General features: G+C 72.9%; 11 protein-coding genes and 1 pseudogene. 7 read left to right on the top strand and 5 right to left on the bottom strand.

Translation table 11 applies throughout. The features are described from left to right. Window positions 1-675: 675 nt before the first annotated feature. A complete protein-coding gene (locus OP18_RS19380) occupies window positions 676-4,227 on the top strand; it encodes a ThuA domain-containing protein (RefSeq protein WP_033360319.1) in 3,552 nt (1,183 codons plus the stop codon). Window positions 4,228-4,402: 175 nt separating this feature from the next. After that, the gene (locus tag OP18_RS19375; RefSeq protein ID WP_033360380.1) at window positions 4,403-4,831 is read left to right on the top strand and encodes a Rieske (2Fe-2S) protein; all 429 of its coding nucleotides are present in this window, start codon (window positions 4,403-4,405) and stop codon (window positions 4,829-4,831) included. Between the two features lie 3 nt (window positions 4,832-4,834). Here the strand turns inward: OP18_RS19375 and OP18_RS19370 are convergent, their stop codons facing one another. After that, on the bottom strand, window positions 4,835-5,290 hold the full coding sequence (locus OP18_RS19370; RefSeq protein ID WP_033360318.1) for a GNAT family N-acetyltransferase: 456 nt from the start codon (window positions 5,288-5,290) through the stop codon (window positions 4,835-4,837). Window positions 5,291-5,329: 39 nt separating this feature from the next. On the opposite strand from OP18_RS19370, the gene OP18_RS19365 reads away from it, so the two are divergent. Continuing rightward, window positions 5,330-6,556 (top strand): MFS transporter, encoded by a 1,227-nt coding sequence (locus OP18_RS19365; RefSeq protein WP_245635441.1) that lies wholly within the window; start codon window positions 5,330-5,332, stop codon window positions 6,554-6,556. A 40-nt stretch (window positions 6,557-6,596) separates the two neighbouring features. Here the strand turns inward: OP18_RS19365 and OP18_RS19360 are convergent, their stop codons facing one another. After that, on the bottom strand, window positions 6,597-7,334 hold the full coding sequence (locus OP18_RS19360) for a hypothetical protein (protein ID WP_156089626.1): 738 nt from the start codon (window positions 7,332-7,334) through the stop codon (window positions 6,597-6,599). Window positions 7,335-7,492: 158 nt separating this feature from the next. On the opposite strand from OP18_RS19360, the gene OP18_RS19355 reads away from it, so the two are divergent. Both OP18_RS19355 and OP18_RS52740 read left to right on the top strand, forming a co-directional pair. After that, window positions 7,493-8,206: an ABC transporter ATP-binding protein gene (locus OP18_RS19355; RefSeq protein ID WP_052386964.1), complete on the top strand. Its 714-nt coding sequence runs from the start codon at window positions 7,493-7,495 to the stop codon at window positions 8,204-8,206. Next, window positions 8,203-8,925, top strand: coding sequence for an ABC transporter permease subunit (locus OP18_RS52740; protein WP_052386963.1), 723 nt, complete (start codon window positions 8,203-8,205; stop codon window positions 8,923-8,925). Before OP18_RS19355 ends, OP18_RS52740 begins: the two co-directional genes overlap by 4 nt. Window positions 8,926-8,931: 6 nt before the next feature. Here the strand turns inward: OP18_RS52740 and OP18_RS19345 are convergent, their stop codons facing one another. Further along, window positions 8,932-9,594 carry a response regulator transcription factor gene (locus OP18_RS19345; protein WP_033360316.1) on the bottom strand — a complete coding sequence of 221 codons (663 nt, stop codon included), beginning with the start codon at window positions 9,592-9,594 and terminating at the stop codon, window positions 8,932-8,934. Then, window positions 9,591-10,763, bottom strand: coding sequence for a sensor histidine kinase (locus OP18_RS19340; protein WP_052386962.1), 1,173 nt, complete (start codon window positions 10,761-10,763; stop codon window positions 9,591-9,593). The genes OP18_RS19345 and OP18_RS19340 overlap by 4 nt, the downstream gene beginning before the upstream one ends. Before the next feature lie 141 nt (window positions 10,764-10,904). Here OP18_RS19340 and OP18_RS19335 point away from each other — a divergent pair, with 141 nt between their 5' ends. Both OP18_RS19335 and OP18_RS19330 read left to right on the top strand, forming a co-directional pair. After that, window positions 10,905-11,435, top strand: a complete 531-nt coding sequence (locus OP18_RS19335) for a MarR family winged helix-turn-helix transcriptional regulator (protein ID WP_033360315.1) — start codon at window positions 10,905-10,907, stop codon at window positions 11,433-11,435. After that, window positions 11,432-11,839 (top strand): hypothetical protein, encoded by a 408-nt coding sequence (locus OP18_RS19330; protein ID WP_052386961.1) that lies wholly within the window; start codon window positions 11,432-11,434, stop codon window positions 11,837-11,839. The genes OP18_RS19335 and OP18_RS19330 overlap by 4 nt, the downstream gene beginning before the upstream one ends. Here the strand turns inward: OP18_RS19330 and OP18_RS62565 are convergent. Next, window positions 11,792-12,082, bottom strand: a pseudogene (locus tag OP18_RS62565) (leucine zipper domain-containing protein); the annotation flags it as partial. The gene OP18_RS19330 and the pseudogene OP18_RS62565 sit on opposite strands and share 48 nt — an antisense overlap. Window positions 12,083-12,157: the final 75 nt, after the last annotated feature.

Raw genomic sequence — 12,157 nt, 5'->3', positions numbered from 1 at the left:
GAAGCCGTCACGGTCGGCTCATCAGTCGCACAACCGGACAGCACCAGCAACACAGCCGCAGCAGCCACGACATACGGGGTTCGTCTCACGTGTTCTCCTATGAGAGAGGCGCCAGGGCACACTTCGGAGCGTGAGCAGCGAGTTCGATGCCATGGCGGTTTCTTCTAACGGTGTGTAACCTCCGGCCGCGACTACGTCGATGGTCGCCACCCGATGCGGCACCCAACGTAGGCAACGCACTGCACATTGCGAGATCTTCCGGTCGACGACGCAGTACTTCTGCTCGCCGAGACAAAAGATCGTGTCCGTCACGTTAAAGGTCCGGGCGCCGGCTGGCAATGACGTAACACGATCAAGATGAAACAGCTACGAAATCGTGCCCCCGCAGGCCGGAATCGGCCACCAAAAAAACGTTATGAGCTGCGCTTCTGTTGTCCGTATTGACTTCAAAAGGTCCGCCGGAGCAGGCTTGGCGCCGCGAGCCATGTCAGAAGAGCCCATCGATGTGACTCTTCGTCACGGCAGCTGACGCGTCTTCATCCGATCGATGTCACTGTCCGTCGCGGCGGACGGCAGTAGCTCGACCGGACCAGTCAGACGTCACTGAACCCTGTCCACGGGTGGCTGCCGTGTGCCCATGGCCCGCATCGCGTTGTCCCGCCGAGAGGAAACGGCATGCGAAGAAGCACGTTGATCCTGGGCACCATCGTCGGCATGCTGCTGTCGATGGCGCTCGTCCAGCCCGCGGCGGCGGCGCCCGCCTTCCGCGCGCTGGTGTTCACCAAGACCGTCGGGTATCGGCATGACTCGATCCCGGCCGCCATCCAGATGGTCCAGCAGCAGGCCGCCGCCAACAACTTCGAGGCGGTGTTCAGCGAGGACAGCAATGTCTTCACCCCCGCCAACCTGGCCACCTTCGACGTCCTGGTCATGCTGCAGACGTCCGGCATGGTCTTCACGACCGCCGCCCAGCGCTCCGCCGTGGAGGGCTTCCTGGCCAGCGGCAAGGGCATCGTCGCGGTCCACAACGCCACCGACATGGGCATCGAGACCGAGTACCCGTGGTGGGACCAGACGGTCAACGCGGGCGCGCACATGCCCGAGCACTCCCCCGGCGTGCTGGCCGGGCAGGCGATCGTCGCCGACAAGTTCCACCCGTCCACGGCGGGCCTGCCGGACCGGTGGAACCGCAGCGAGGAGTGGTACAACTTCGACAAGAACCCGCGCGGCGACGTGCACGTGCTCGTCACGGCCGACGAGCGCACCTACAACCCGGGCCCGCGCGCGATGGGCAGCGACCACCCGATCTCCTGGTGCCGCAACACCGGCGGCGGCCGGGTGTGGGCCACCGCCATGGGCCACGCCATCGAGTCCTACAGCGAGACCAACTTCCGCAACCACGTCCTGGGCGGCGTGCGCTGGGCGGCCGGAAACCTCGCCGGCGACTGCGGCGGCACCGTGTGGGGCAACTTCGAGAAGCGCACCCTGGACGACAACACCGCCGACCCGATGGCGCTCGCCGTCGCGCCCGACGGGCGGGTCATCTACATCCAGCGGGCCGGCCAGGTGAAGATCTTCAAGCCGTCCACGAACACCACGGTCACCGCGGGCACGCTGAGCGTCTACACCGGCGGCGAGGACGGCCTCACCGGCCTGGCCCTCGACCCGGCCTTCGCCACCAACGGCTACGTGTACCTGTACCACTCCCCGGCCAGCAGCACGACCGACATCAACCGGGTGTCCCGGTTCACGCTCAGCGGCGACACGCTGAACATGTCCAGCGCGGTCACCATCATCGACATCCCGGCGTACCGCGACCGGACGTTCCCCGAGCCCGGGCACACCGGCGGCTACATCGCCTTCGGGCCGGATGGGAACCTGTACATCGGTACCGGCGACGACACGCCGCCGAACCTCGACCCCAACTGGCAGGGCTACGCGCCGCTGGACTGGCGGGCCGGCAAGGCCAACCTCGACGCCGCGCGCACCGCGGGCAACACCAACGACCTGCGCGGCAAGCTGCTGCGGATCCGCCCGTCGGCGGCCGGCGGCTACACCATCCCGACCGGCAACCTCTACCCGCAGGGCACCGCCCAGACGCGGCCCGAGGTGTACGCGATGGGCTTCCGCAACCCGTTCCGCTTCTCCATCGACCCGGCCAACGGCTGGGTGTACCTCGCCGACTACGGCCCGGACCGCAACCCGCCGACCACCAACCGGGGCCCCGAGGGCCTGGTGGAGCTCAACGTCATCAAGGCCGCCGGCAACTACGGCTGGCCGTTCTGCCACGGCGACAACCAGCCGTACGCGCCCTACAACCCCGACACCGGCGTCGTCGGCGCGAAGTTCAACTGCGCCGCGCCGGTCAACAACTCGCCCAACAACACCGGCCTGGTCAACCTGAAGCCGATCGTCGCGCCGAACCTGTGGTACGGCTACGGCGCCTCGCCGAACTTCCCCGAGCTGGGCTCCGGCGGCTCGGCACCGATGGGCGGCCCGGTCTACCGGTACGACGCGGCGAACCCGTCGCCGACGAAGTTCCCCCAGTACTACGACGGCGTCCACTTCTTCTACGAGTGGGCCCGCAACTTCGTCAAGGAGGTCCACTTCGACAGCAGCACCGCCGTCACCCGGACCAACACCTTCCTGCCCGGCGGCAACTTCAACAAGCCGATGGACATGGAGTTCGGCCCTGACGGCTCGCTGTACCTGCTGGAGTGGGGCTCCAACTTCGGCGGCGGCAACAACGACTCCGGCCTGTACCGCATCGACTACGTCCAAGGTGGACGGTCGCCGATCGCCAAGGCCACCGGCACGCCGACGAACGGCAACGCCCCGCTGAACGTCCAGTTCTCCAGCGCCGGCTCGATGGACCCCGACGCGGGCAACACGATCAGCTACCTGTGGACGTTCGGCGACGGCACCACGTCGACGGCGGCGAACCCGGCCAAGACGTACACCGCCAACGGCAACTACACCGCCCAGCTGAAGGTCACCGACAACACCGGCAAGACCGGCTACGCCAACGTGCAGATCACCGTCGGCAACACCGCGCCGACCGTCACGGTCAGCACCCCGGTCAACGGCGGCATGCTCAACTTCGGCGACCAGGTGCCCTACACGGTGACCGTCACCGACCCCGGTGGCGCGGCCGTCGACTGCTCGAAGGTGTACGTCAACCCGGCTCTCGGCCACGACGACCACCTGCACGAGACGACCGAGTACCCGGGCTGCTCCGGCACCATCTCCACCGACCTGCTCGGCGGGCACCCGGACGGGGCGAACCTGTTCTACGCCCTGATCGCCCGCTACACCGACAACGGCGGCGCGGGCGGCGCGGCCCCGCTGACCGGCTACGGCCAGGCGATCCTGCAACCGAAGCACAAGCAGGCGGAGTACTTCACCGCGCAGAGCGGCATCCGGGTGGTCGACCAGGCCGGCGCGGAGAGCACGAAGCGCGTCGGGGACATCTCGAACAACGACTGGATCTCGTTCAACCCGATGAGCCTGCAGGGGATCACCAACGTCACCTACCGGGTCTCCTCGCCGTCCGGCGGCGGCTCCATCGAGCTGCGCGCCGACTCGCCGACCGGCACGCTGCTGGCGACGACGACCATCCCCAACACCGGTGGGTGGGACAACTACCAGAACACGGCGACGGTCAACACCGCCGCGCTGTCCGGCACGCACACGCTGTACATGGTGTTCAAGAACAGCGTGAACAACGGCTTCGACCTGGACTCGTTCACCTTCGGCGGCGCGGGCGTCGGCACCCCCGGCACCGGCGGTGGCGTGGCCGGCAAGACCTGGACCCTGACCGCCCAGCACAGCGGCAAGCTCGTGGACGTCAGCGGCGTCTCGACGGCCGACGGCGCGCAGGTCGTCCAGTGGGCGGCCACCGGCGGCAACAACCAGAAGTGGCAGGCCGTCGACGCCGGCAACGGCGCGGTCTACCTGAAGGCCGTGCACAGCGGCAAGTGCCTCGACGTCACCGGGTCCTCCACCGCCGACGGGGCCTTCCTGCAGCAGTCCACCTGCACCAACGCCGACAACCAGAAGTTCACCGTCACCGCGACGGGCACGTCCGGCGTGTACACCGTCAAGGGTGTCCAGAGCGGGAAGTGCGTCGACGTCAACGGCGCCTCGACCGCCGACGGCGCCCGCCTGCTGCAGTGGACCTGCCACGGCGGCACCAACCAGCAGTGGCGGTTCACCCTGGCGACCTGACCCGGCACGGCCTGGTCAGACCCGACCCGCTGAACCCGGCGCCGGTCCCGCAACGTGGCGGGACCGGCGCCGCATCGTTCGGGTACCCATGAAAACACGTGCAATCAATTGCCATCGATCGGCATCGTGCCTATCGTCCTCGTCCGTGTCCGACGGAAGGAGCACGACAGTGTCGATGCGATGGTGTGCCGGGCGGCGGGCGCTGCTCGCCGGCGCCGGTGCCGCGGGCGCGGCCGGCCTGCTGGCCGCGTGCGGCGACGATCCCGCGCCGTCCGGGGCCGCGGCCGCCCCGGCGACGTCCGCGCCGGTCACGGCCGCCCCGGCGACCAGCCTGGCGAGCACCGCCGACGTCCCGGTCGGCGGCGGCACCCTGGTCGGTGGCGTCCTGCTCGTCCAGCCGGTCGCCGGCACGTTCAAGGCGTACGACGCCGCCTGCCCGCACAAGGGCGTCAAGATCGGCGCCCCGAAGGACGGGGTGGCGACCTGCCCGGCGCACAACTCGACCTTCGCGATCGCCGACGGCGCCCGTCTGAGCGGCCCCGCGACGAGCGGCCTCAAGGAGATCCCCATCAAGGTGGAGGCCGGCCAGATCACCGAGGTGTGAGCCTCACCCGCCGCCGGTCAGGTCCAGCTTCATACCCTCGTGGCTGGCGACGAAGCCGAGCCGCTCGTAGAACCGGTGCGCGTCCTGCCGGCGCTTGTCGGTGGTGAGCTGCACCAGCGCGCAGCCGCGCTCGCGCGCCCGGTCCACGACCCAGGCCATGAGCGCCGCCCCGAGCCCCTGCCCGCGCCGGTCGGCGCGCACCCTGACCGACTCGACCAGCGCCCGCTCGGCGCCGTGCCGGCCGAGCCCCGGGATGTACGTCACCTGCAGCACCGCCACCACCTCCCCGCCGTCGTCGGCGACGATCAGCCGGTTGCGCGGGTCCTCGGTGATCTGCCGGAACGCCCGCTCGTACGCCTCGTCGACCACCGCCCGGTCGCGGGTCATGCCGAGGATGTCGTCGGCGAGCAGCCCGACGATCGCGGAGAGGTCGGCGTGGACGGCGTCGCGGAACTGCACGCCCCGATGCTAACCCCGGCCGGATGCGAGAATCCTGGCGTGCCGGAATCGTCGCAGCGTCGGGTCCTCGTGCGCGCGCGGGTCGCGACCGCGCTGCTCTTCCTGTTGTTCGGCATCACGCTCGGGGCGTGGACGGCCCGCATCCCCGCCGTCAAGCGCGACCTGGCGCTGGACGACGGGGCGCTGAGCCTCGCGCTGCTCGCGTTCGCCGCCGGCGCCATCACCGGCATGCAGGCCACCGGGCGGCTGGTCGACCGGTTCGGCAGCCGGCGGGTGATGCTGCCGGCCGCGTTCGCCGAGGGGCTCGCGCTGATCCTGCCGGCGTACGCGCCCGACCTGGCCGCCCTGGCCGTCGCGCTGTTCGTGTTCGGGGCCGTCCACGGGACGCTGAACATCGCCATGAACGCCAACGCCATCGACGTGCAACGGTCCTGGCAGCGGCCGATCATGTCGTCGTTCCACGCGGTGTACAGCATCGGCGGCTTCCTCGGCGCGAGCGCCGGCGGCCTGTTTGCCCACGCCGGCGCCGGCCCACGCGCGACGTTCGCCGCGGTCGGTGGCGCGATGCTCGCCTTCGCCGCGTGGTCGTCGTGGTGGGCCCTGCCGCCGGCGCCGGCACCGGCGGTCCTCTCGACGCCGGTCGCCGCGCCGGCCGGACCCGTGCGGGGCGTGCTCTTCCTCGGCGTGCTCGCCTGCTGCGCGCTCGTCGGCGAGGGCGCCGCCGCCGACTGGAGCGCCGTCTACCTGCGCGACGACCTGCACAGCTCGGCCGGGTTCGCGGCGGCCGCGTTCGCCGCGTTCTCGGTGGCGATGACCGTGACCCGCCTCGCCGGCGACCGGCTCACCGCCCGGTTCGGCCCGGTCCTGCTGGTCCGGGCCAGCGGCCTGCTCGCCGCCGGCGGCCTCGGCGCGGCCCTCCTCGCCGGCGAGCCCGCGGCGGGCGTGGCCGGGTTCGCCTGCCTCGGCGCCGGCATGGCCCTCATCGCCCCGCAGGTGTACTCGGCCGCCGGCGACCGCAACCCCGACGCCGCCGGGCGCGCGCTCGCCCGCGTCGTCGGCCTCGGCTACCTCGGCTTCCTGCTCGGCCCGGTCCTCATCGGCGCCGCCAGCCGGGTCGCCGGCCTGCCCGGCGCCCTGGCGATCCCGGTGCTGCTGTCACTGTTCGTCGCCGCCACCGCCACGGCGCTGCGCCCCACCGGCCGGCGTGGTGCGCACCAGGAGCTTCGCACTCCGTCCAACGCTCCGGGCACGTCGAACACGTTGTGACACGCCGGTCGTGCAGTCGCGCGGAGCGGGCCGCCCTACGTCAGGAGCGGTCCGCCGCCGGGCGGGATCGACCGCGCCCGACGCCGGTCAGGACGTACAGCGACGTGCCGAGGACGAACAGGGCGAGCGCCAGGAAGCTCACGAACCGCACCGTCCACAGTGGTCCGTGGCCGGTGCCGGTGACGGGGAAGGCCGCGCCCGCGACCAGTAGCACCGCGGCGAGCCCGCCGAGCAGTGTCAGGGCCCGGGGGCCGGTGGCGTGGTGGACCAGCGCGGCGGCGGACGCGGCGAACACCGCCGCCGGCAGGCCGATCAGGGCGATCCCCGCGGTGTTGGCGTACAGCAGCGCGGTCACCGTCGAGTCGTCCAGCTGCGGGCCGCCGGCGGCCAGGGCGGCCGCGTCCAGGAACGACGTGGCGGTGCCGCCGACCGTCACCACGGCCACCACGCTGACCGCGGTCAGCGGCGACCACCACGGCGGCTGTCGTTCCACCGTGGACAGTGCTCGGGGCAGGAGGGTGCCGAACGGCAGGAGCAGCAGCATGAAGGCGCAGCCGGCGACGAGGTCGCCCACCAGGTAGCGGGAGCCGGCGGTGTGGAAGAAGTCGCGCACCTGGGCGACCGGGGCACCGGCGGCGGGCGGCTCGCCCTGCAGGACGGCGGCGCCGAGCAGGAACAGGACGAACCACCCGATGCCGAGCAGCCCGACCCAGCGGTGACCGGAGAACAGCATGCCCATCACGCTGCACCACACCGCACCGCCCGCGCGTCGGGCCACGGTCCACACCGGACACTCGTCCTGACGCGGTACACGCGACGGCACCGGCTCATCCGCGCGGTGGACGGGGACCGGCCGGCGCTGCGACCGTCGTGGTAGCGCCGGTCCGGTCCGCGGGCATGACGACGCGCGGGGTGCCGGCGGGCCACGATGCGGCCATGACGAATGCCATCGAGACCCGCGGGCTGACGAAACGCTACGGCGCCCGCACCGTGGTGGACGGGCTCGACCTCGACGTGCCCGAGGGCGTGGTCGCCGGACTCATCGGGCCGAACGGGGCGGGCAAGACCACGACGCTGCGGATGTTGCTGGGTCTGGTACGCCCGGACGCCGGCACCGGCAGCGTCGGCGGCCTGCCGCTCACCGATCCGGTCGCGTACCTGCCCCGGGTCGGCGCGCTGATCGAGAGCCCGGCGTTCTACCCGGGGCTGTCCGGCGAGCGGAACCTCGCCGTGCAGGCGGCCCTCGCCGGCACCGACCCGGCCGGGATCCCCGCGCTGCTGGAGCGGGTCGGGCTCGGCGGGCGGGGGCGCGGGCCGTACCAGAGCTACTCCCTCGGGATGAAGCAGCGGCTCGGCATCGCGGCGGCGCTGCTCGGCGATCCGGCGCTGGTGGTCCTCGACGAGCCGGCGAACGGCCTGGACCCCGCCGGGATCCGGGACCTGCGCGGCATCGTGCGGTCCATCCACGACGAGGGGCGCACGGTGCTGGTCTCCTCGCACCTGCTCGCCGAGGTCCAGCAGGTGTGCGACTGGCTGGTCGTCATCGGCGACGGCCGGCGGCTGTACCAGGGCCCCGCCCGCGACCTGCTCGCCGGCGGCGGCGACCTCGAGGAGCGGTATCTGGCCATGTTCACGAAGGAGCGGTCATGACGAAGGCGTTCCGGTCGGAGCTGATGAAGCTGCGCCGCCCCAGGGTGCTGTACGGCGGACTCGGCGCCCTGATCGGCTGCACGGTCCTGGTGACGGTGCTCACCTTCGCCACCGCGACGCCCGCGCCAAGCCGGCTCACCGCGGGGTTCACCAACGCGTCGCGGCTCGTCGGGCTGGTCGTGCTGGTGGTGTTCCTGACCGGCGTCACCACCGAGTACGGGCTGGGCACCCTGCGCACGCTGCTGCTGCGCCAGCCGCTGCGCGACCGGCTGCTCGCCGGGAAGGTGCTGGCGCTGGCCGCGTGCACGGCCGGGGCGCTGCTGCTGGCCCTGGCGGTGAGCGTGGCGTGCGCCGCGGTCGTGACCGGGGTCCGCGGTACGCCGAGCGGGCCGTGGCTCGCCGACGCCGCGACCGGCTACGCGAACACCGTCCTGGCCGCCGCCTGCTACGGGGCGATCGGGCTGGCGCTCGGCGTGCTGCTGCGCTCGACGGCCGTGGCGGTGGGGGTCGCGCTGTGCTGGTTCATCATGGTGGAGAACATCGCCCGCAACACCTGGCCCGGCGCCGGGCACCTGATGCCCGGCCTGCTCGCGGGGGCGGTCACCGGCGTGCCCGGCAGCGTCCCGTACAACCATGGGCTCGCCGGGACGCTGGTGTACGGCGCGCTCGCGCTCACCACCGCGTTCGTCGTGTTCACCCGCCGCGACGTGCGCGCCTGAGACGGGTCAGGTCATCCAGCCCGGCCGGATCAGGCCCGTCTCGTACGCCATGATGACCAGCTGCGCGCGATCCCTGGCGCGCAGCTTGGTCATCGCGCGGCTGATGTGCGTCTTGGCGGTCGCCAGGGTCACGAACAGCCGGGCGGCGATCTCGTCGTTGGTCAGCCCCTGCGCGGCCAGGACCAGCACCTGCCGCTCCCGTTCGGTGAGCGCGGCGAGCCGCCCGGCCGGCCGGACCTCCTTCGCCCGCGACGCGAACTCCCGCACCAGCCGCCGGGTGACGCTCGGGGCCAGCATCGCGTCGCCGGCGGCGACCGCGTGGATCGCGCGGAGCAGCTCGTCGGGCTCGCTGTCCTTCAGCACGAAGCCGCTCGCACCGGCCCGCAGCGCGTCGAACACGTACTCGTCGATCTCGAACGTGGTGAGGATGAGCACCTTCACCGCGTCCAGCCGGGGGTCCCCGGCGATGCGCCGGGTCGCCTCCAGGCCGTCCATCACCGGCATCCGCACGTCCATGAGGACCACGTGCGGCCGCAGCTCGGCGGCCCTGCGCACCGCGGCGTCGCCGTCGCCGACCTCCGCGACCACGTCGATGCCGCCGTCCTGCAGCAGCGCCCGCAGCCCGGCCCGCATCAACGCCTGGTCGTCGGCGAGCACGACGCGGATCACGCCGGCATCCGGTACGGCAGCCGCGCGGACACCCTGAACCCGCCGCCGGGCAGGTGGCCCGCCTCGAACGCGCCGCCGAGGCCGGTCGCGCGCTCCCGCATGCCGGCGATGCCGTCGCCGTCGCCGCGACGCGCGACCCTCGCCGGCCCGGCGTCGTGCACCGCGACCGTGACGGCGTCCTCGTCGAAGGCGACCCGCAGCGTCGCGGCGGCGGCGCCACTGTGCCGGCGCACGTTCGTGACGGCCTCCTGCACGATGCGGTACACCGCGAGATCCACCGCCGTCGGCAGCGCCCGCGGCGTGCCGTCGACGGTCTTCGTCACCGGCAGGCCGGCCTCGCCGGAGCGGGCCAGCAGCTCGTCGAGCTGGCCGAGCCCGGCGGTCGGGCGGCGCGGCGCCGCGCCGTCCTGACGCAGCACCGCGAGCGCCGCCCGCAGGTCGTCCATGGTCTCGCGGCTCACCTCCTTGATCGCCGCGACCGACGCGCGGGCCTGGTCGGGGTCGCGGTCGAAGAGCCGCAGCGCGACGTTCGCCTGCACGTTGACCAGCGACACGTGGTGCGCCAGCACGTCGTGCAGGTCCCGCGCGACCCGCAGCCGCTCCTCGCTGACCCGCCGGCGCCGCTCGGCGACCGCCGCCCGCTGCGCCTCCGCCCGCCGCTCCCCCGCGACCCGGACGGCCTCGCCCGCCGCCAGCAGCAGGCCCAGCACCGCCGCGATCGCCACCACCGCGACCGGCCCCGGTGGCCGCTGCCGCCCCACCGCGGCGCTGACCAGCAGATACACCGGCAGGCCGAGCGCCGTCACCAGCCAGGCCGTGCGCCGCCGCCCGGCCGCGACCGTGATGACCGTCGCCACGGCGAGGCTCAACGCGGCCGGGCCGAACCGGTAGCCCAGCGTGTAATACGCGGCGGCCGCGGCGAAGTTGCCGGCCAGCACCACCCCGGGCGCGCGGTGCCAGGCATACAGCAGCAACGGACCCACGGCGAGCAGCGCCACGGCGAGCAGGTCGACCGGCCGTCGCGGGGTCTCCCGCTGGGCCGCGGCGACGGTCGTGCCGACCTGCAGGACCCCGACGAGCACCGGCGGCCAGGGCTGCCGGCACCACCGGTCCCAGCGCCCCCCGGCAGCCCCGACCACCAGCCGGTGCTCGCCCCCGTCGCGGTCCACCGGCCCAGCGTATGGCCGCGCCGCGCGCCGGTCGTCATCCCCGAGACCGGCTGCCGGCTACCACCACGGATGTAGTCGCCGGGCGCCGCCTACGTCTTGAGTTGCAGTGAACCGGCGCGTCATTTACTGTACTACTTCATTATGCAGTACGTAAGTGATGACGACGGTCTCGTGTTCGACCCGGCCACGCGGGCGGCGCTGGAGGCGTTCACCGGCGCGCCCGGCGACCCGGTGCTGCCGCTGCTGGAGGCGGCCGCCGCGGTGCGCTCGGCAGCCGCGGCGATCGAGCACCTGCGCTCCGCGGGCACCGGCGGCCGCGGGCTCAGCGCCGGCGGGTTCGACCTGCTGCTGCGGCTGCGCACCAGCGGCGACGCCGGCCTGCCCCTCGGCGAGCTGGCCCAGCTGCTGGGCGTCACCCCGCGCAACGTCACCGGCCTCGTCGACACCCTGGAGCGCGAGGGCCTGGTGCGGCGCGTGCCGGACCCCGCGGACCGGCGTTCCGTGCGGGCGGTCGCGACCGCGGCCGGCCTCGCCTGGCTGGCCGAGTTCCGGGCACCGACCCGGGCGGCGATGACGGCCGTGTTCGCCCGCCTCAGCCCCGCCGAGGCCGCCCAGCTGCGGGACCTGTGCCTCCGACTCGTCCAAGGTGTCCAAGGAGTGCGAAACCGATGACGACCTCCGACGTGGTGCGCGGCTATCACGAAGCCCGGTTCCGCGGCGACGTGGCGGCCGCGGTCGCGCTGACCGCGACCCCGTTCCAGTTCTCCAGCCCGATGCTGCAAAGCGACGACCCCACCGGCCACCTCGCGGGCCTGCCCGCCTTCCTGAGCATCGTCACCGGCGTGCGGCTGCTCAGCGAGCTGTACGGCCCCGACGAGGCCACCCTCGTCTACGACGTGCACACCGCCTCACCGGTCGGCACCCAGCGCACGGCCGAGCACTTCCGCCTCACCGGCGGCCTGATCACGTCGATCACCCTCATCTTCGACGCCACCCCGTGGCAGGCCCTCCGCTCCGCCGTCGTCGCCGGCCAGGCGGTGCGGTCCGTGGCGGGTCAGCACGGCGTGGCCGGTTGAGGCCGGGTACGCAGCGCGCGCACGCGCGCCTCGAGCTGGGGGCTGGTCTCGCTGGTGCGCGGTGCGGGACCGGTCGGCCGGGCCGGCGTCGCCTTCGGCGCGCCACCGTGCCAGCCACTCGTAGCCGGTCGCGCGGGAGCAGCCCAGCTCCTTGACGACGTGGGCCACCGGGCGGCCGTCGCTGACGACACGCTGGATGAGCGGGCACCGGCCGTGCCCGGTCAGCCGGGCGTCACGGTGCGCCGGAGAGACCTCCGATTCGGTGAAGCCTCGCCGGAGGTCCTGTCATTGATCAAGCCACCACGCCGCGTCCACCAC

It is taken from the genome of Dactylosporangium aurantiacum (assembly GCF_000716715.1).
Taxonomy (GTDB): domain Bacteria; phylum Actinomycetota; class Actinomycetes; order Mycobacteriales; family Micromonosporaceae; genus Dactylosporangium; species Dactylosporangium aurantiacum.
Note: the sequence above shows the minus strand (reverse complement) of the source record. Positions and strands in the feature narration are given on the sequence as shown.